Origin of the sequence: Marinobacter algicola DG893 (genome assembly GCF_000170835.1) — a bacterium.
Lineage (GTDB): Bacteria > Pseudomonadota > Gammaproteobacteria > Pseudomonadales > Oleiphilaceae > Marinobacter > Marinobacter algicola.
This window is the reverse complement of sequence record NZ_ABCP01000001.1, coordinates 15378-34813: the sequence shown is the minus strand read 5'-3', so window position 1 is coordinate 34813 and position 19436 is coordinate 15378. Positions and strand designations below refer to the sequence as shown.

Sequence of the window (19436 nt, the reverse complement as noted above, 5' to 3'; positions counted from 1 at the left end):
ATGTAGCCCGAAAGTATAGCGACCGGCCCGGTTGAGAACTACCCTGGGGGCTGAGTTTACCGTATTAACACAGGTATACTGCCGTTTTGTAATCCTCAGGAGTTAATGAATGAGTCGCGCCCCTGTTTCATCCGGTGATCGTGCTATCGGCACCGTAGCCATGCGCTGGCATGGTGGAAGCCTTGAATTGCTGGATCAGCGGCTGCTGCCGGATCAGGAACACTGGATTACGCTGGAGGGCTCCGCCGGGGTGGCTCAGAGTATCCGCGATATGGTGGTACGTGGAGCACCGGCGATCGGAATCAGCGCCGCGTACGGTGTTGCCCTCGCGGCCCGGCACGCGGGTGGCGGTGACTGGAAAACAGAGATCAAGCAGGCCATTCGCGAGCTGGCGGCCTCCCGGCCAACGGCGGTGAACCTGTTCTGGGCGCTGCAGAAAATGGAACAGGTGTTCTCTGAGTGTCATTCTCTGGAGGAGGCGGTAAAGCGCCTTTCCGAAACGGCGGTGCAAATCCATAAGGACGACTTGTCTGCTAATCTGGCAATGGCGGATTATGCACTGGCTCACATGGATGCCAGCAAGCCGTTTTCGGTGTTGACCCACTGCAACACCGGGGCGCTTGCCACCGGCGGCTACGGCACAGCGTTGGGAGTGATCCGGCGGCTGCATGAGAAAAAGCTGTTGAAGGATGTGTATGCCGATGAGACCCGGCCTTGGCTTCAGGGTAGCCGGTTGACCGCCTGGGAACTGGCAAGGGATGGGATTCCGGTGACGCTCAATGCGGATGGGGCGGCGGCCTCGATACTTGCGGCGGGCCATGTGCGTTGGGTGATTGTCGGCGCGGACCGAATTACGGCCAATGGTGATGTGGCCAACAAGATTGGTACCTATAGCCTGGCGGTCCTGGCCCGGCATCATAAAGTCGGTTTTATGGTTGTGGCACCGTCCAGTACGGTGGACATGGCCCTGGCGTCGGGCAAGGATATCCCGATTGAAGAACGCGAGGGGGAGGAACTCAGGCAGGTTCGGGGCGTTCAGATCGCCCCCGCCGGCGTGAAGGTGTTTAACCCGGTGTTCGATGTGACGCCGGCCAGTCTGATCGACGTCATCGTCACTGAGAAGGGCGTTGTCAGCACCCCGAACATGACCGGTATGGCGGGCTTGTTTAGCTGAGCCCCTTTACTGGCCTGACTTGCTGCTCAGCGTGCCCGCCTGGGCGGTAATCTGCTTGGGGGCCAGTATGGAGGCCATGCGCTGATCCAGCTCAAGCATATCCGCCATGATGTTACCGCCTTCGCGGATAATGAAATCCAGTTCGTCGTCTGCGCGGTCCGGTTCCGCCGCCTGCTCATCCTGCCAGTCGTCCAGTGCGTCCAGGCTCTCGAAGGCTTCTTCACCGTGTATGGCGCGGCGTGCATTGGCGATGGTCAACCGGGTGTTCTCGATCTGTGACTGATATGCCTTGCGCTTTTCAAGGTTCAGGCTGACGTATTCCTGTTCACGTTGTTGCTTCAGGAACTCGATTTCCTGCTGCAACAAGCTGAACTCCGGGTTTTCCTCAAACCGGGTGTCGTGGCGCTTCCGGAGTTCATCGATAATACCGCTGAAGTCGAAGTAGCGCGCATGTGGCACGGCTTCAATCTGGTCCCAGGGCAGGGCGTGATCCAGCGCATCCTCGCCGATGCGGGTCTTATCCACGCGCGACGGAATTTCAATGTCTGGAATCACGCCTTTGTGCTGGGTCGAGCCGCCGGATACCCGGTAGAACTTGCTCTGGGTGATTTTCAACTGGCCGTGATTCAGCGGGCGAACGGCCTGTACCGTGCCTTTTCCGAAGGTCTGGGAGCCAACCACAAGGCCCCGTCCATAATCCTGGATAGCGCCGGCAAAGATCTCCGAGGCGGAGGCGCTCATTCGGTTGACCAGCACCACCAGCGGCCCGTCATAGGCAACGGACGGGTCTTCGTCGTTGAGTACCTGTACGTCGTTGTTGGAGTTGCGAATCTGTACCGTGGGGCCTTCCTCGATGAACAGTCCGACCAGGTCATTGGCTTCATGAAGTGCGCCGCCGCCGTTGTTGCGGAGGTCCATCACCACGCCGTCGACGCCATCTGCCTTCAACTCGTCGATCAGTTTGCGAACATCCCGGGTGGTGCTCTTGTAGTTGGGATCGCCATCCTGCATCGCCTTGAAGTCGGCGTAGAAGGTGGGAATGTTAATGACGCCGATGCTGTAAGTGGTACCGCCGCGTTCGAACTCGATGACTTCCTTGCTGGCGCTTTGTTCCTCAAGCTTCACTTTGTCCCGCTCAATGGCGATGGTTTCAGTGACGGTTTCATCCGGGGCGTCGGCGGGGATAACTTCCAGGGTCACCGTGGATTCGCGGGGGCCACGAATCAGATCCACAACCTCGTCGAGGCGCCAGCCGATCACGTTGACGGGCTTTTCCTCGTCGTCCTGTTTGACCGACACGATACGATCCGCCGGCTCAAGCTGGCCTTGTTTTGAGGCCGGCCCACCCGGAACCAGGCGAACCACCTTGGTGTATTCGTTGTCTGATTGCAGCACTGCGCCGATGCCCTCGAGGGACAGGCTCATGTTGATATTGAAGTTCTCGGACGTGCGCGGTGAAAAGTAGGAGGTATGTGGGTCCCACATGCCTGCGAAGGCGTTCATGTAAGCCTGGAAAGCGTCTTCGCTGCGAGCCTGGTAGGCGCGCTTCAACTGGCCTTCATAGCGCCGGTGCAGAGCTTCCTTGATGGATTCGTCATCGGAATCGTTGAGGCGCTGGGCCAGGACCGCATTCTTGATTCTTTTAACCCACAGGTCGTCCAGGGCTTCCCTGTCGGCGGCCCAGTCGGCGTCGGACCGGTCCAGCAGGATGCGTTCGTCGGCACTGAAGTCGAGCTTGTCGATGCCGTTGTCGATCAGGTCGAGAGCGAACTCAAGGCGCTCTATGATCCGTTGCTGAACCAGGTTGTAGATATCAAAACCCGGTTGCAGTTGACCGGTTTTGAGCGCCGAGCCGAGCCCCAATCGAATCGCACTGAATTTGTCGATATCCTTCTGCGTCAGATAGACGCGCTGGCCATCCAGGTAGTCGAGATAGGCATCAAACACGTCGCCAGACAGCGAGTCGTTAATGCTCAAATCGCGGAAATGGGTGAACTGCAGCTGACGGGCAATCAATATGTTGGCGCGGGCTTGCTCTACCGTTGGAGACACCGGCTGGTAGACCTTGTCGGTATCCAGCTTGGCCGATACAGGTACAGCGAGTGCGAGCGTGAGAGCCAGGGCAAAGGTTTTTTTGCCGGGCATGACTCCACCCATGGTCGTGCTGTAACGGGTGACAAATCGTTCCGCGATGCTCATAAGCTTTGTTACCTGACGGTGTGGACGATACCGGGCACTGCGGAGAGGGGCCCCATGATGAGCGGCCACTGGCAGTTGGTTAAGCGCTTTCCGGGTATCGCTGGATTGGCTCATGGTTTTATTGTAGGCAAGCACAGAACCGGTTGCCATAGCGGGGAAGTTTCGGTACGTGACAATCTGTCCATGAAGTCGTCAGGTTTGTGAGCGTGGAAACCGGCGTGAAACCTGTCGTGAACCCCTGCCGGAGCGCGCTGATGAAGCTCCAGCAGGGGGCGGGTTGGTTACTCGAAGACGGCGTTGCGTTCTGCCTTGTCCAGCAACAGACGGGGTGGGTTGAATCGTTCACCAAAGCGCTCGGCCAGGATGTTTGCCCGTTCCGCAAAGGCCCTGACACCGTATTGGTTGATGAACTGAATGGCACCGCCGGTCCAGGGGGCAAAGCCAATACCAAAAATGCTGCCAATGTTGGCGTCTTCAACGGTTCGGAGTACACCTTCTTCCAGGCAGCGTACGGTTTCGATGGCCTGGATGAACAGGATACGGTCTTTCAGCTCCTGAAGGTCGGTGTTCCGGGCTTTTTCCTGGTTCACAAACAACGTGTCCAGTTCCGGCCAAAGGTGTTTTTTCCCGGATTGCGGATACTCGTAGAATCCAGCACCGGTGGCCTTGCCCTTGCGGCCGTGGCTGCCGACCATCTGATCGATAACCGCTTCCGCCGGGTGCGCGTTCCAGGTTCGACCGGCGGCTTCCGTGTCCTTTCTGCTCTGGTCGCGGATATGTTGCATAAGGATCATGCTGACTTCATCAGAAATCGCCAGCGGGCCCACTGGCATGCCGGCCAATACGCCTGCGTTTTCGATGCTGGACGGATGAATGCCTTCACCCAGCATGGCGATGCCCTCATTGACGAAGGTGCCAAACACCCGTGAGGTGAAGAACCCGCGGCTGTCGTTGACCACAATGGGGATCTTGCCGATCTGCTGGACGTAATCAAAGGCGCGGGCGAGGGTGTCGTCAGATGTTTTCTCACCCACGATGATTTCCACCAGTTGCATCTTGTCCACCGGCGAAAAGAAGTGCAGCCCGATGAATTTTTCGGGCCGAGCCGAGGCCTTGGCCAACTGGGTAATGGGAATGGTGGAGGTGTTAGAGGCAAAGAGGCCGTTCTCGGCGAGTTTTGTTTCCGCTTCCTGGGTTACTTTTGCTTTCAGGTCGCTGTCTTCAAAAACGGCCTCGATGACCAGATCACATCCTTCCAGATCGTCCGCGGAACCGGTGGCCTTAATGCGGTTCAATATCCCGGTTTTCTGTTCTTCCGTCATGCGCCCACGGCTGACCTTTTTCGCGAGCAGTTTCTCGGAATAGGCCTTGCCTTTTTCAGCGTTTTCCGTGGAAACGTCCTTGAGGACCACATCAAGGCCTCGGGTTGCGGTGGAGTAGGCGATACCCGCGCCCATCATGCCGGCGCCAAGGACGCCCACTTTGCGGAAGGTTTCCTTCTCAACACCCTGCGGGCGGCTTTCGCCGGCGTTGACCGCGTTAAGCTGAAACCAGAAAGTGCCGGTCATGTTCTTGGCGACCTGACCAATAACCAGTTCCGCGAAATAGCGGGTTTCGATCAGGCTGCCATTGTCGAAGTCCACTTGGGCACCTTCCACGGCGGCGGACAGGATACGCTCCGGGGCGGGGTAGCAGCCTTTGGTTTTCTGCTTGAGCATTGCCGGCGCAATAGCCAGTTTCTGGGCCATGGCGGGGTGGTGAGGCGCGCCGCCAGGAAACTTGAAGCCTTTCTGGTCCCAAGGCTGCTGGCTCTTTGGATTGGCGTCGATAAAGGCCCGGGCCTTGGTCATCATGTCGTCGATGGACGAGGCCAGTTCGTCAACAATACCGGCCTTGAGTGCCGCTTTCGGGTTTACCTTTTTGCCTTCCATCAGGAAAGGGAAGGCCGCTTCCAGGCCGATCATACGCGGCAGGCGTTGAGTGCCGCCTCCACCGGGCAGCAATCCCAGGGTGACTTCCGGAAGGCCCAACTGAATCTTGTCTTCGTCCAGAACGATCCGGTGATGGCATGCCAGGCAGATTTCCAGACCACCACCGAGGGCAGAGCCATTGATGGCCGCCACAATGGGTTTGCCGCTGGTTTCTAGAACGCGCATCTCGGCTTTCATGCCGTTGACCATGTCTTCAAAGGCGCCGGCGTCCTCCCGGGTTACCTTGTGTAGCTCTTTCAGGTCGCCGCCCGCAAAGAAGGTTTTTTTGGCGGAGGTGACAATAATGCCGCGGATATTGTCGAGATCGCTTTTAACCTTGCCCACTGTCTCCGTCAGTGCCGCTCGAAAATCGGCGTTCATGGTGTTGGCGGACTGGCCGGGCATGTCGATGGTCAGGGTCAGGATCTGGTCTGAACCCAGGTCGTAGTGAATGGCGCTCATAGTTGGTTCTCCTCTCAGAATCAGTCGTCGGCTCAGACGCGCTCAATGATGGTGGCAATACCCATTCCGCCACCCACACACAGGGTGGCCAGGCCGTAGCGCAGTTCTCTCCGCTCCAGTTCGTCGAGCAGGGTACCCAGGATCATGGCGCCGGTGGCGCCCAGTGGGTGGCCCATGGCGATGGCGCCGCCGTTCACGTTCACTTTTTCGTCCGGAACCGACAACTCCTTCTGGAAGCGCATCACCACGGAGGCAAACGCTTCGTTCACTTCGAACAAATCGATCTGGTCCGCTGTCATACCGGCTTTTTCCAGTGCCTTGCGCGCCGCCGGGGCAGGGCCGGTCAGCATGATGGTGGGGTCAGTGCTGGTGACTGCCGTGGCCAGGATGCGTGCTCGGGGGCCGAGCCCCATGGCCTTGCCCTTGGCTTCGCTGCCAATAAGGAGCGCCGTGGCGCCATCCACAATACCGGAGGAGTTACCGGCATGATGTACGTGATTGATTTTCTCCACGTAGTGGTATTTTTCCCGGGCGACGCCGTCGAAGCCCATTTCACCCATCATTTGGAACGAGGGCTTGAGACTGGACAGGGATTCCACCGTGGTATTTCCTCGTACATGCTCGTCACGATCCAGGATCATCACGCCATTCTGGTCAGTCACCGGAACGATGGATTTTGCAAAATAGCCTTTTTCCCAGGCGTTGGCGGCCTTTTGCTGGGATTTTACGGCAAATCCGTCCACGTCCTCGCGGCTGAAGCCTTCCAGTGTCGCAATCAGGTCCGCGCCGATGCCCTGTGGCATGAAGCCGGTGTGCAGGTTGGTGGCCGGGTCCGTGGCCCAGGCACCGCCATCGGAACCCATGGGCACGCGGGACATGCCTTCAACACCGCCGGCAACCACCAGGTCTTCCCATCCGGAACGGACCTTCATCGCCGCCAGGTTGACGGCCTCAAGGCCAGACGCACAGAAGCGGTTCAGGGTGACACCGGCCACGACTTCGTCCCAGTCCGCCGCCAGGGCAGCGGTTTTGGCAATATCCGCACCCTGGTCGCCAACCGCGGTCACGCAGCCCATAACAATGTCGTCCACCTGGGCGGTGTCCAGGTTGTTCCTTTCCTGCAGCGCCTTGAGAACGGTGGTCAGCAGCGTAATGGGTTTAACGCTGTGCAGGGCGCCGTCTTTCTTGCCGCGCCCCCGGGGTGTGCGAACCGCATCGAAGATATAGGCTTCGGTGGTCATTTCCTGTCCTCTGTTGGTCGTTGACACAGTAATAGCATTGCAAAGGGTAACCATAGCGGGTCGTGACGGGTGAGCGTAATGACGAGCACTGCCAATCGAATTGGCGAAACTGCTCAATCCGGTCATGACAATTCCTGGGGAGGGTTCTATGGTGTAGACAGGTACCCATCACAAGCAGGAGCAAGGCGATGTCCCTGAGAGACGCCATCGATAACTTTTACGAGCCGCTGGTTGCGGAGGCCATTGATGAAACGAAGGGGGATGGTGACAGCCCGGACTACCTGACCGACGTGATGTGTGTGGCCCTGAATCGGCTACCAGCCAAATACTACCGACACAGCATCGATATGATGTTCTATCTCGCCGACGGCGAACTCGATACCATGAAAAAACAGGCCCTGACCGCCGTTCGGGAGGCCAGGGAGTTTGTGAAGAGCCATCAGCGTGAATAGAGAGCCATCAGCGCGAATAAAGAGCCATCAGCGGGACGATTAGCTCTCGCGCAGTACAGCCTCCAACGCCTTGCCAAGCCGTTCAGCCAGGGGCTCACTGACAACATCCACTGGTTGAACCACGCACCAGTTGGCAACCAGCATTTCCAGTTGCCTTGATTTGTCGCTGTCCGAAGAAGCATTGCCCATGCCCTCGGCAAGTCGTTGTACCTGAATTTCCATGCGACGGCCCTGGTCTTCCGCCGGTGACGGCACTTCCGCCAGTATCTCCGCCCGAATCACCAGTTCTACCGGGTCTGGCTGGCCCACATCGGCAGCCAGACCGGCCCAATGCTGTGGCAGTGCCTCGCTGTCCAGGGTGCTTGAACTCTGGGCGTTGATCCAAGTTTTCCAGGTATCTATCTGATCCTGTAGCTGGCGGGTCGAAACCAGCCCTGATAGGCGACTGCGTTCCTGGCTGAGCCGCTCTTTGCTGCCCGCAGACAATGGCTCGTTTCTGAGTGAGTCAAGTTCCGACAGTGCCTCTTTAAGCCTGTCAAGGCTGCTGTCGGCGCCCGCCGATTGGCAGGCATCAAGCACCGGCCCCGCCTTTTCATCCGCCTCGCGGGCTAGTTGTTCCTGCTCATTCTTGCGGGCATCCCTGCGTGCGAAGATCTGGTCGCAGGCTTTGCGGAACGCCTGCCACAGTTTTCGGTCTTCGCGGTGTCGGGTAATGCCAATGCTCGTCCACTCTGATTGCAGGGCTTTCGCCTGACTCATGGCATCGCCCAGGGGCTCGTGTTCAATCAGGGCTTCCGCTCGCTCAACAATGCTTTGTTTAAAGGCTTCGTTTTTCTTACGCTCGGTATCCAACGGCGCCTCAAGCTGTTTCAGCAGGTCGTCGAACCGTTTCTGAACCGGGCGGTTGTCACGAAACTCCACGGGCCAGGCCGCTTTCCACTCTTCACGTGCGGTCTGGTGTATGCGTTCGGCCGCTTTCCAGTCAATGTTGTTCCAGTCGGCGTTGTCTAGGAATGTGCCCAACTGATCGCAAATCGTCTTGCGGGTTTCCAGGTTTGCCTGTTTCAGCCCGGACTTGGCAGAGAAATAGGTCTTGCAGGGTTCATAGGCCTGATCCGATGCCTGCTTGAACCGTGACCACAAGTCGCGATCAGAAGAGCCTCCTAAACCCCGCCACTCGTTCTGCAGTTCCTTGATGCGCTCAGCCTTGGCTTCCGGTTCCATGGGCTGGTTTGCCAGGTACTCCATCTGTTCGCACAGCGACTCTTGTTTCGGGCGCGTTGCAAAGCCCTGCCAGTCTGTCAGTTCGCGAAGCTGGCCGCCGAGCAGGTGCATTCGTGGTTGCAGTGATTTGCCGTGGCGATGATCAAGGCCTTTTACGAGTTGTTGTGCGACCTTGAAGTGCTGGCGGGACTCCTTCAACTGCTTGGCTTCGAGAGCTTCCTCCAACTTATCCAGCACCTGCCGAAGCGAATCAGCCAAGGCCTTCTGTTCTTCCGAGTCTGGCTTGTTGGTTTTTGCAGGGCGGGGTTTTCCCGCTAGGCGATTCAGAGCGTCCAGCACGGTGGGGCGCCTGAAATCGCGAGGCCAGTCGACGGTTTCCAGTATCACGCTGGCTTGATCGGTCTGCTTGCTATCATCGGTGTCACTGCTTTCGGTGGACTGCAGTGCCATGATCTCGTCGCGGTGCTGGCCGAGGCGCTTGACTGCGGATATATAACTCCGCAGCAACTGCATCAGGTTCTCGTAGATTTTCTGTTCCTGTTTCTCCACCTGGGTGTCCCGGGTGGCTTCCAGCCAGCGGTTCTCCTGGGTTTTCTGCAAGGCATCCAGGGAGGCCAGGGAGGGTTCCAGGTCCGGATCCTGATGTTTCAGTTCTTCAAGGGTGTCTTCCAACAAGGACAGCGTTTCCGCCCGTTGGCTCTTTTGCTCTTGCTGATGCTTGAGCTGATCCTTTTCGGCCTGCATCTCGCGCAGTCGTTCGCGGCATTGGTGAACAGCCTGCAGGAACTCCGTGGTTTGTTCCTGTGAAGCCTGGGTTTCCACATCGGCCCATTTCTGAAGGAGGGCGTCCAGACGCGCCTCAAATAACTTCGTGTCGTCGCTACGTGCCTGCTCAACCGCATGACGCACGATGGTTTGAATGGTTTCGGCCAGTTTTCGTTGTCGATCTTCGTCGTCGCGAATCCGTTGTAGTTTCTGGCGAACGATTTGATAGACCCTTTTGTCCTTGCCTTTGGCAAGCTTCTGGACGCGCTGCAGGGTGGTTTTTTCTGTAAGTGCTTCCGCGGCCTCGCTGCGTATACCTGCTGTCAGGCCGCCAATGGCCAGCTCCTCGAGTTCGCTTTCGGTCGGGTTGGCTTTCAGTGCTTTTGCCTGTAGCTCTCGCTGGTCATCCTGCCTGCTTGTTCTGTCGGCCTCTTCTTTCGTGGCTTCCTTACGAGCGGTAACGGCAGTCGCGGTTGCCTTGCGATTTCCAAACAGTTTCTGGATGAATGCGGCCATGGGGTTGTCCTTTGATATTGAAACCAGTTCCCGGTGCCGGCAAAGTAAGCAGGCACCAGCCATCGGCGTTGTCCGGAGCTCCGGATGCCGGGTACGTCAGCTGATCGATCCATGGAATTGAACGATCAGCTGTATTAGGTGGGGGCTAGTCTAGCGTTTTGTCGGCATTTGCGGGAAGAGTCTGAATGGGAAAAGCATCAAATCCGGACGATCAGGACCACAAGGCGCGTTCCGCCGCGTTACGACTGCTGGCCAGGCGGGAACATAGCCGCCTGGAACTTGCTCTGAAGCTTAGGCAGAGGAAGATCGAAGCGGATATCATCGAGCGGGTTCTGGACGACTATGAAGCCGAAGGTTGGTTGAGTGATGAGCGATTCGCGGAAGTCTACGCCCGGCAGCGGATGGATCTGGGCTATGGACCGCTGAGAATCCAGGCTGAACTTCAGCAAAGGGGCGTCCAGGAGACGCCGCCCTGCGTTCGGGAGATGAAGGACACGGACTGGTCCGATCGGGCGACGCTGCTTCGGGAGAAGCGGTTCGGGCTCAGCGATATCCGCGATGACTGGGATGAAAAAGCTCGCCAGGCTCGCTTTCTTGCCCGTCGGGGGTTTTCCTCCGAGCACGTGGAAAATGCGCTTGAGCAACGGCTATAGCGTTGGTGGAATGAAGCCGAATTCCTCTGGCAACGACGCCCTGATGTCGCTGTTGCTTTCCTTGCCATCGACAGGCCCGACGATCTTTTCCATACCCTCCAGCTCTTTGAACCAGGGCGTTTCGTCAGTTTCCGCTACCTTCGCGGGCTCCGTGAGCCAGGCCAGGAAATCGTAGTAGCGGCGTATATTCTGAACGTAGATTACCGGCTCGTGCCCCCTGGCATAGCCAAACCGCGTCTTGGAATACCATTCCTTCTGGGCCAGCAGTGGCAGGAATTCCTTGACGTCCATCCAGCGGTCAGGGTTTTTGCCGGCACCCTCGGTCAGCCTGCGGGCATCTTCCACATGGCCCCAGCCAACGTTGTAGGAGGCGAGGGCAAACCAGGTCCGGTCCGGTTCGGGAATGCGATCAGGGACCCGGCTGTGCACGATGGTGAAATATTTTGCGCCACCCTGGATGCTTTCCTCGGCATCGAGACGATTATTGATGCCGATATGGCTCGCTGTGTTGCGCGTTAACATCATCAGGCCGCGAACACCGGTAGGCGAGACAGCATTGGGCCGCCAGTGGGATTCCTGGTAGCCCATGGCGGCCAGCAGTCGCCAGTCCAGTTCGTAGGTCTTGGCGTAATCGCGAAACAGGCTTTCGTATTTGGGCAGGCGGTTTTCTACGTGATGAACAAAGGTCCGCGCGCCAACATAGTCCAGGCGGTCGAGGTGACCATAGAACCGCTCGGAAATATGCGCCAGGGTGCCATCTTCCCGCAGCTCCTGAATAAACTGTTCGGCGGCATTTGCCAGGCTCTGGTCCTGCTCGCTGGGAAAGAGCCACAGTAATGGTTCGGGCTCGCCGAGACTGAATGCGCTCTTGACCATCGGGAAGAATACCTGGTTCAGCTCGAGCTCGTTGGAGGATACGATGGCCAGCGGGAACTCGCCGGATTCCACCCGCGAGAGGATGCCAGCCGCGTCCAGGCCGGCGTGCATGGTCCACTTCAGGCCGCTGTTGTTGGCGCTGAACTGTTCCAGTTGGTGTTCGTGATTGCTGTCCGCCACCAGATGGATAGTCTGCCCCTCAAGATCCTCCAGGGATTCCGGGCGGTCAACTTCGCGGTTATAAACCACCACGGATTCGGCTTCGATGCCGTTGGCAACCTTCTGGTAGCGCTGCTGGAAATCGGGGCGCGAGGACAGCCCTGCCAGACCGATGTGGGCGTAGTCCTGATCGAGTATCGACAGCACGCTGGTGTTGTCCTTCGCAACGCGTACCTTAAGCTCAACGCCCAGGTCCTCTGCGAACAGGCGCGCTAGTTCGTAGTCATAACCAGTGGGGCCATCACGGCCTTCAAAATAAACCGATGGCGCATTCCGGGTGATAACGTGGAGCACACCCTCGGAACGAATTTCCTGGAGAGTGCTTGGCCTTGAGCATCCTGCAACTGTCAGGATTATTGACAGTAGGCAGGTGTATTTCGCGATGGCCATGTACGGCTGACGACGGTTTTTAGGCAAATTCCTGAACTCCCTTGATGCAGGACGCTGAGTGTTACGGTATATCCCCTGGTGTCCGATCACTCCCTGCTACCTCGCTGGCACGTCTTGCGTTACTAAAAAGCAGCAAGTGGCATGCCAGCACAGCTTTGGAGAGTTTAACCGATGTTCACTCAATACGGAGCCTCCCTGGCTCATCTGTAATGATCCCCGGTCATACCGGGGTGGTCAATGAATCTGCTCAGTTAATGTGCAAAACAATGTAAATTATAGCGGTCGGTTTATAACCTTTTGACGCTGTATCCCGGTGCGTGTTTCAAGTATCATTGCGGCCTTTCAGATGGCCGGCCTTTTCCTGTTTACCTTGTACTCCGTCGATACGGAACACAGGATGCTGCACCGGCTCCCAGTCTCGCGCGTACAGGTTTTGATCATGCTTGAACTTCGCGGCGCTCCCGCGCTCTCGCCCTTTCGTTCCCGCAAGCTGTATACCCGCATCCAGGACGTCGTGCCTGCGGTGGAACATGTGTATGCCGAGTTCATGCACTTCACGGATCTTGAGTTCCCGCTGTCCGAATCCGATCAGGCAGTACTTGATCGCCTGTTGACATACGGTCCCAGCGTTCCCGCCGAGGAACCTGATGGCGTCCTTTTCCTGGTGGTTCCGCGCCCCGGTACGCTTTCACCCTGGTCAAGCAAGGCGACGGACATCGCCCGCAACTGTGGCCTGCGGCAGATTCGTCGGATTGAGCGGGGTATCGCCTATTACGTGAAAGCCAACCGCAAGCTGGGCCTCGAGCAGCGGGAGAAGATTGCGGCGTTGCTCCACGATCGCATGACCCAGAAAGTCTTCCACGAGATGGGCGGTGCGGAATTGTTGTTCCATACCGACGAGCCGCGCACCCTTAACCGGGTTCCGGTGCTCTCTGGCGGGCGGCAGGCACTGGTAGATGCCAATCGTTCACTGGGCCTGGCGCTGGCGGAAGACGAGATCGATTACCTGGTAAAGTCTTTCTCGGACCTGGAGCGTGATCCCACCGACGTTGAGTTGATGATGTTCGCGCAGGCCAACTCGGAACATTGCCGCCACAAGATATTCAACGCCTCCTGGGATATTGACGGCGAAGGGCAGGAAAAATCCCTGTTTGCGATGATTCGCAATACCTTCGAGATGAACAGCGAGGGCGTGCTTTCCGCTTATAAGGACAATGCGTCGGTCATTGCCGGCAGCCGTGGGGGGCGTTTCTTCCCTGAGCCGGAAACCGGTGTTTATCGCTATCATGAGGAAGATATCCATATCCTGATGAAAGTGGAAACCCACAACCATCCGACCGCGATAGCGCCGGCGGCCGGTGCTGCAACCGGTTCTGGTGGTGAGATCCGTGATGAAGGGGCAACCGGGCGTGGCTCCAAGCCAAAGGCGGGCCTTAGCGGGTTCACCGTGTCCAACCTTAATCTTCCCGATGACCCGCAGCCCTGGGAGATCGGTTACGGTAAGCCGGAACGGATTGCCTCTCCCCTGGACATCATGATTGAAGGTCCGATTGGTGGCGCTGCCTTCAACAATGAATTCGGCCGTCCCAATCTCGCCGGCTATTTCCGGACCTTCGAGGAAGCGGTGCCGGGTGCCGGTGGCGAAGAGGTGCGTGGCTATCACAAACCCATCATGATCGCTGGCGGCCTGGGTAATATCCGGGCGAGCCATGTGGAGAAAGGCAATATTCCGGTTGGTGCCAAGTTGATCGTCCTGGGTGGACCGTCCATGTTGATTGGTCTGGGTGGCGGTGCTGCATCGTCCATGGATTCCGGTTCCAGCAACGAGAACCTGGATTTTGCGTCAGTGCAGCGGGATAACCCGGAAATGGAACGTCGCTGCCAGGAGGTGATTGACCGGTGCTGGCAAATGGGCGACGACAATCCCATATGCTTTATTCATGACGTTGGGGCAGGCGGCCTTTCCAACGCCATGCCGGAGCTGGTCAAGGACGGTGGCCGCGGCGGCCGTTTCGAACTGCGTGACATTCCCAGTGACGAGCCTGGCATGTCGCCCCTGGAAATCTGGTGCAACGAGTCCCAGGAACGTTACGTGATGGCCGTGGCGCCGGAAAACCTGGAACAGTTTGATGCTCTGTGCCGCCGTGAGCGCTGCCCTTATGCGGTGATTGGTGAAGCGACCGAGGCCCACCATCTCGAACTCGGGGATTCCTATTTCGACGACCGCCCTGTTGATTTGCCGATGGACGTGCTGTTCGGCAAGCCGCCCCGCATGCACCGCAGCGTGTCACGCTCCTCATTCACCAAGCCTATTTTTGATTCCACAAAGATTGATCTGAACGATGCGGTAAGCCGTGTTCTGAGGCTGCCGTCGGTGGGTTCCAAGAGTTTTCTGATCACCATTGGTGACCGGACCATCACGGGGCTTGTCGCGCGTGACCAAATGGCGGGCCCATGGCAGGTGCCTGTCAGTGATGTGGCGGTTACCTCGTCGTCTTTTGATGTGAAGACTGGCGAAGCCATGGCTATGGGGGAGCGCACGCCGGTTGCGGTTATCGATGCGCCTGCATCCGGACGCATGGCAGTGGGTGAGGTGATTACCAACCTGGCGGCCGCCCCCGTCGCCAAACTGTCGGATATTCGGCTGTCCGCCAACTGGATGGCTGCGGCAGGGCATCCAGGTGAAGACGAGAACCTCTACGAAACCGTTCGCGCGGTTGGTATGGAACTTTGTCCTGCACTGGGTATCACCATTCCGGTGGGCAAGGATTCCATGTCCATGAAGACGGTCTGGGAAGAGGATGGCGGCGAACAAAAGAGTGTTACGGCACCCTTGTCGCTCATCATCAGCGGTTTCGCACCGGTGACGGATGTGGATAGGACATTGACCCCTCAGTTGGCCACCGATACCGGGGAGACGGACCTGATTCTGGTCGATCTTGCGGCAGGACAGAACCGCCTGGGTGGTTCCGCACTGGCGCAGGTCTACCGGCAGGTGGGTGCGGTCGCGCCGGATCTGGATGACCCGGAAGACATCAAGGCATTTTTCGCGGTTATCCAGGGCCTGAACGCAGACAACAAGCTGTTGGCGTACCATGACCGTTCGGATGGTGGCCTGTTCGTAACCCTGGCTGAGATGAGTTTTGCCGGGCACACCGGTGTCGACATCAAACTGGATGGCCTTGCGGAAGATGCATCCCAGTTCGCTCGTGAGCTCTTTAATGAGGAGCTTGGCGCCGTGATCCAGGTTCGTCGAGAGGATACCGGGTTTGTACTGCAGCAGTTTTCGGCCGCGGGTCTTGGTGACCACACTTCGGTGATCGGTACCGTCAACCAGGACGACCACATCCGCTATACCTTTGAAGGGCAGTCGGTTATATCCCGGCCGCGAGCGGATCTACAGCGTCTTTGGGCGGAAACCAGCTATCGCGTGCAATCGCTCCGTGACAACGCTGATTGCGCTCAGGAGGAGTTCGACAATCTGCTGGACAGCAGTGACCCGGGGCTTCACGCGGAACTGACGTTTGACATCAACGACGATATTTCCGCGCCGTACATCAACAAAGGGGCCAAGCCCCGAGTGGCGGTGTTGCGGGAGCAGGGTGTTAATGGACAGGTTGAAATGGCCGCCGCCTTTGACCGTGCCGGCTTCGAGTCCGTGGATGTTCACATGAGTGACCTGCTCTCCGGCCGGGTTTCCCTGGAAGGGTTCAACAGCCTGGTAGCCTGTGGTGGCTTCTCTTATGGGGATGTTCTGGGTGCAGGTGAGGGCTGGGCCAAGTCCATCCTGTTCAATGATCGGGTTCGTGATCAGTTTGCCGCATTCTTCAACCGTCAGGACACCTTGGCGCTGGGCGTTTGTAATGGTTGTCAGATGTTGTCCAACCTGCACGAACTGATTCCCGGTAGCGAAGGCTGGCCGCGCTTCGTACGAAATCAGTCGGAGCAGTTCGAAGCCCGGTTGGTGATGGCGGAGGTGCCCCCTTCTCCGTCGGCTTTCATGGAGGGCATGGCCGGCTCCAGAATGCCGATAGCGGTTGCCCATGGTGAGGGCAGGGCTGAGTTCCCGGCTGGAACGTCTGCAGACCAATTGAGTGATAGCGAACTGATTGCGCTACGCTACGTGGATAACCGCGGTGAGGTCACCACACGTTACCCATGGAACCCCAACGGGTCTGAGGCGGGCATAACCGGTGTTACCACACGGGATGGACGGGTCACTATCCTGATGCCCCATCCCGAGCGGGTATTCAGAACCTCCCAGCTTTCGTGGCACCCTGCCGATTGGGGTGAAGATGCGCCATGGATTCGGATGTTCCGTAATGCGAGGCGTTGGTTCAGCTAGGCCATAGCCTGAGCTAAAGAGGCCGGCCCGGGACGCACCATAAAGGTGACTCATCCCGGGCCGGCTTTTTTGTTTTTGGTGACGGGAGTTTCCAAGGATTTTCAAGGGAAATTTTTGTTTATAAGTGCGAAAATCCCCTTGACTCAAACGGTTTATGCACATTCCTGGTGCCAGGCTGTGTGCAATGTGTACAAAGCACTGGGTTTAGGTTCATTTTTTGTTCGACAACTATAACTAGTTGAAATATAAAGAAATAATTAAGTAGGTGAATTTGTCGCCAATTTAACGAAAGTGCAGTAATTCCGGGGGATGGGGGCACGTTCCCAAAAACTTTCCCCAGAGTTATCCACAGATTCTGTGGGTAAGTGGCTAAATGCTTAATCTGTACAAAATTTATCCGTTGGAAGGGTGTCGGAATGGTCTGATTCTATTCTGAACCAACGGTGTTAAAGGGAGGATCTGACGAATGTACAAGATGTGTTATTTCGTTCCTGAGAGTCATCTTGAAACGACCAAAAGCGCTCTTTTTGAAGTGGGTGCCGGGCGTATCGGTGATTACGATTGCTGCGCCTGGCAATGCAAAGGTCAGGGACAGTTTCGTCCGCTTGCTGGCAGTAAGCCTTTTCTGGGTCAGACCGGGGAAATTGAGCGGGTAGACGAGTTCCGCGTTGAGTTGGTGTGTAAGGACGACCTTATTCAGGCGGCACTTCAAGCGTTGAAGCAGGCGCACCCATACGAAGAGCCCGCCTACGAGGTGTTTCGTATGGAAGCACTGTAGCGGCGACCAGGCGCGGATATTCAGGCACGAGGCCCCATCCGGTACCGAATGTCGTCCACATGCACTGGGAAGTGCTCATTGCGCACGTCCTCCACATAAAGCTCAAGGGTGCGACGGACAGTGGGGAACGACAGTTCATCCCAGGGAATGTCTTCCAGCGCAAACAGCTGGGTTTCCAGCGACTCTTCGCCGGCCCCGAAGTCTTCGCTGGTTAGGGTGGCGCGATAGAACATGTGCACCTGATCAATGTGTGGCACATGAATGATGGTGTAGAGGTTGTCCACCGTCACTTCTGCAAGCGCCTCTTCCCGGGTTTCCCTGGTGGCCGCTTCGAGGGTGGTTTCCGAGTTTTCCATGAAGCCTGCAGGCAGCGTCCAGTAACCATACCGGGGCTCGATAGCCCGGCGGCATAGCAGAACCCGCCCTTTCCAGACGGGAACCGTACCGGCGACGATGCGGGGATTCTGGTAATGTATGGTTTCACAACTGATGCACACGTAGCGGTGGCGATTATCGCCTTGGGGGATGCGCTGTTCGACAGGATGGCCGCATGTGCTGCAGTATTTCATCTGTTTCACCATATACTGGACAAATGTGTGTTGGTAGCAAGTGTAACTATCTGCGCTGCCGGTGTCTCATTCAACAGTCAGAAGTCTTAACGGAGCCGTGTTTTGCGCGATCTTCTCACCAAACGCCTGTCAGGCTATGTACCCCGTTTGTTGACATTGGATTACCCCGAAGCCGCCGTACTCGTCCCGGTCACCAATGACCATGGAAACCCTGAAATCGTGTTTACCCTGAGGTCAGAAAACCTGAGTACTCACAGGGGGCAGGTGTCTTTTCCCGGCGGGCGGCGGGACCCGGAAGACCATTCCCTGGCCGACACCGCGCTGCGCGAGACTCACGAGGAAATCGGACTGCCACCCGATCAGGTGGAACTGATTGCGCCGCTGAGCCAGGTCATGTCGCTGCATCAGATTCTGGTAACGCCTTACGTTGGGGTGATACCCGGCGATCACCCCCTGCAAGCCAACCCGGCGGAAATCGATAGTATCTTCCGGGTGCCCGTTGAATTTTTCCTGGACGACAATCGAGAGCGCACAGACCCGCTCAACTTCCTCAATAATACCTTTTATGTGCCCTGTTATCGTTGGGAACGCTATCAGATATGGGGCCTGTCTGCGGTCGTTCTGGTGGATTTCCTCAATGCGGTCTACGACGCCGGTATCGATTTGCTGGAGCCGCCCCCTAAGCGCTGATTAGCGTCCCCCGAACACTCCGTCCCAGTTCTCATCCTCTCTCTTTTGCTTTTGTCAGTTGGCCTATTGCTTGGGGCCACTGACGTTCCGTGCGCCTATGAATGCTCAAATATTAGACAAAGGTCTAATATGTTTATAGAGCGATCAGGTATTACATGTTGAATACTGTATGCAAACGACAAAAAGGAGTTAGGTCGTGAGGTGTAATCAATGAAAAAAATTCAAACCGAGAAGAACCTGCCGGAGCTGATTTACGACTCTGTGGTCAATGCCATTGTCGAAGGTTTGCTTAAGCCGGGTGAGCGGGTCACACAGGAGACGCTGGCCGAAAGACTGGATGTCTCGCGGTTGCCGGTAAGCCAGGCTATGCAACGCCTGCGCGATGATGGATTTCTGTCAGCGGTAGGGCGTCGGGGCCTGATGGTGTCGGTGCTTGATGAGAGCTTTGTGGCGCAGTTATACGAATTCCGGTGTGGGATCGACCTCATCAGTGCCGGGCTTGCCGCCCAGCGTGTGGATGCCGGGGCGCGAAAGCGAGGTGAGGACATCATTGCCGAAGGTTTCGCAGCAGGGAAAGCGCATGATCTCCCCGCGCTGATCGACGCTGACATGCGCTTTCATGGCTTCATCTACGAGCTGGCGGGCAACACCTTCATCCTTGACTCAATGGAGGCGCACTGGAACCACGTAAGGCGCGTCATGAGTGACATTCTCATTGTTGAAAAAAACCAGAAACAGATCTGGGAAGAGCACGAGGCAATACTGAACGCGGTATTGGCCGGAGATGCACGGACTGCCGAAACACTTGCCAGAGAGCATGTGGAAACCGCATCAAAATGGCTTCAGAAAGAAATTCAAGTTTGCCGTGAACCCCTGAAAAGAAGTGGGAGCACGATTATTTAATCCAAGGAGA

Annotated in this window: 13 protein-coding genes; 7 read left to right on the top strand and 6 right to left on the bottom strand. The window is 57.2% G+C overall.

What is annotated here, in order from left to right; translation table 11 throughout:
* Nucleotides 1-109: 109 nt before the first annotated feature.
* On the top strand, nucleotides 110-1174 hold the full coding sequence (gene mtnA, locus MDG893_RS00120) for an S-methyl-5-thioribose-1-phosphate isomerase (protein ID WP_007151663.1): 1065 nt from the start codon (nucleotides 110-112) through the stop codon (nucleotides 1172-1174).
* Nucleotides 1175-1180: 6 nt separating this feature from the next.
* Here mtnA and MDG893_RS00115 read toward each other — a convergent pair whose 3' ends face one another.
* The 3 genes from MDG893_RS00115 to MDG893_RS00105 all read right to left on the bottom strand — a co-directional run bounded on the left by MDG893_RS00115 (nucleotide 1181) and on the right by MDG893_RS00105 (nucleotide 7046).
* The gene (locus tag MDG893_RS00115) at nucleotides 1181-3373 is read right to left on the bottom strand and encodes a carboxy terminal-processing peptidase (RefSeq protein WP_040474132.1); all 2193 of its coding nucleotides are present in this window, start codon (nucleotides 3371-3373) and stop codon (nucleotides 1181-1183) included.
* 281 nt (nucleotides 3374-3654) lie between these two features.
* Nucleotides 3655-5805 (bottom strand): 3-hydroxyacyl-CoA dehydrogenase NAD-binding domain-containing protein, encoded by a 2151-nt coding sequence (locus MDG893_RS00110; RefSeq protein WP_007151661.1) that lies wholly within the window; start codon nucleotides 5803-5805, stop codon nucleotides 3655-3657.
* 32 nt (nucleotides 5806-5837) lie between these two features.
* Complete coding sequence (locus MDG893_RS00105) at nucleotides 5838-7046, bottom strand: acetyl-CoA C-acetyltransferase (protein ID WP_007151660.1); 1209 nt, start codon at nucleotides 7044-7046, stop codon at nucleotides 5838-5840.
* A 188-nt stretch (nucleotides 7047-7234) separates the two neighbouring features.
* On the opposite strand from MDG893_RS00105, the gene MDG893_RS00100 reads away from it, so the two are divergent.
* Nucleotides 7235-7498, top strand: coding sequence for a late competence development ComFB family protein (locus MDG893_RS00100; protein WP_007151659.1), 264 nt, complete (start codon nucleotides 7235-7237; stop codon nucleotides 7496-7498).
* A 39-nt stretch (nucleotides 7499-7537) separates the two neighbouring features.
* Here the strand turns inward: MDG893_RS00100 and MDG893_RS00095 are convergent, their stop codons facing one another.
* Nucleotides 7538-10003, bottom strand: coding sequence for a DUF349 domain-containing protein (locus MDG893_RS00095; protein ID WP_007151658.1), 2466 nt, complete (start codon nucleotides 10001-10003; stop codon nucleotides 7538-7540).
* A 185-nt stretch (nucleotides 10004-10188) separates the two neighbouring features.
* On the opposite strand from MDG893_RS00095, the gene MDG893_RS00090 reads away from it, so the two are divergent.
* Nucleotides 10189-10656, top strand: a complete 468-nt coding sequence (locus MDG893_RS00090; RefSeq protein ID WP_007151657.1) for a regulatory protein RecX — start codon at nucleotides 10189-10191, stop codon at nucleotides 10654-10656.
* Here the strand turns inward: MDG893_RS00090 and mltF are convergent.
* The gene (gene mltF / locus MDG893_RS00085; RefSeq protein WP_007151656.1) at nucleotides 10651-12045 is read right to left on the bottom strand and encodes a membrane-bound lytic murein transglycosylase MltF; all 1395 of its coding nucleotides are present in this window, start codon (nucleotides 12043-12045) and stop codon (nucleotides 10651-10653) included. The two genes, MDG893_RS00090 and mltF, sit on opposite strands and share 6 nt — an antisense overlap.
* 535 nt (nucleotides 12046-12580) lie before the next feature.
* Here mltF and purL point away from each other — a divergent pair.
* Entirely contained in the window at nucleotides 12581-16486 is a 3906-nt protein-coding gene (gene purL / locus MDG893_RS00080) for a phosphoribosylformylglycinamidine synthase (RefSeq protein ID WP_007151655.1), read from the top strand.
* 466 nt (nucleotides 16487-16952) lie between these two features.
* A complete protein-coding gene (locus MDG893_RS00075; protein WP_007151654.1) occupies nucleotides 16953-17264 on the top strand; it encodes a YqfO family protein in 312 nt (103 codons plus the stop codon).
* 20 nt (nucleotides 17265-17284) lie between these two features.
* On the opposite strand, the gene MDG893_RS00070 is transcribed toward MDG893_RS00075, so the two are convergent.
* Nucleotides 17285-17833, bottom strand: a complete 549-nt coding sequence (locus MDG893_RS00070; protein WP_036206490.1) for an NUDIX hydrolase — start codon at nucleotides 17831-17833, stop codon at nucleotides 17285-17287.
* A 102-nt stretch (nucleotides 17834-17935) separates the two neighbouring features.
* On the opposite strand from MDG893_RS00070, the gene MDG893_RS00065 reads away from it, so the two are divergent.
* Together MDG893_RS00065 and MDG893_RS00060 are read left to right on the top strand one after the other, a co-directional pair.
* A complete protein-coding gene (locus MDG893_RS00065; RefSeq protein WP_007151652.1) occupies nucleotides 17936-18523 on the top strand; it encodes an NUDIX hydrolase in 588 nt (195 codons plus the stop codon).
* A 210-nt stretch (nucleotides 18524-18733) separates the two neighbouring features.
* On the top strand, nucleotides 18734-19426 hold the full coding sequence (locus tag MDG893_RS00060; RefSeq protein WP_007151651.1) for a GntR family transcriptional regulator: 693 nt from the start codon (nucleotides 18734-18736) through the stop codon (nucleotides 19424-19426).
* The last annotated feature ends 10 nt before the right edge of the window (nucleotides 19427-19436 follow it).

What these genes read in the sequence shown, in the direction of transcription:
- mtnA (WP_007151663.1), top strand. Translation starts at nt 110, where the DNA reads ATGAGTCGCGCCCCTGTTTCATCCGGTGATCGTGCTATCGGCACCGTA.
- MDG893_RS00115 (WP_040474132.1), bottom strand. Translation starts at nt 3,373, where the DNA reads ATGAGCATCGCGGAACGATTTGTCACCCGTTACAGCACGACCATGGGT.
- MDG893_RS00110 (WP_007151661.1), bottom strand. Translation starts at nt 5,805, where the DNA reads ATGAGCGCCATTCACTACGACCTGGGTTCAGACCAGATCCTGACCCTG.
- MDG893_RS00105 (WP_007151660.1), bottom strand. Translation starts at nt 7,046, where the DNA reads ATGACCACCGAAGCCTATATCTTCGATGCGGTTCGCACACCCCGGGGG.
- MDG893_RS00100 (WP_007151659.1), top strand. Translation starts at nt 7,235, where the DNA reads ATGTCCCTGAGAGACGCCATCGATAACTTTTACGAGCCGCTGGTTGCG.
- MDG893_RS00095 (WP_007151658.1), bottom strand. Translation starts at nt 10,003, where the DNA reads ATGGCCGCATTCATCCAGAAACTGTTTGGAAATCGCAAGGCAACCGCG.
- MDG893_RS00090 (WP_007151657.1), top strand. Translation starts at nt 10,189, where the DNA reads ATGGGAAAAGCATCAAATCCGGACGATCAGGACCACAAGGCGCGTTCC.
- purL (WP_007151655.1), top strand. Translation starts at nt 12,581, where the DNA reads ATGCTTGAACTTCGCGGCGCTCCCGCGCTCTCGCCCTTTCGTTCCCGC.
- MDG893_RS00075 (WP_007151654.1), top strand. Translation starts at nt 16,953, where the DNA reads ATGTACAAGATGTGTTATTTCGTTCCTGAGAGTCATCTTGAAACGACC.
- MDG893_RS00070 (WP_036206490.1), bottom strand. Translation starts at nt 17,833, where the DNA reads ATGAAATACTGCAGCACATGCGGCCATCCTGTCGAACAGCGCATCCCC.
- MDG893_RS00060 (WP_007151651.1), top strand. Translation starts at nt 18,734, where the DNA reads ATGAAAAAAATTCAAACCGAGAAGAACCTGCCGGAGCTGATTTACGAC.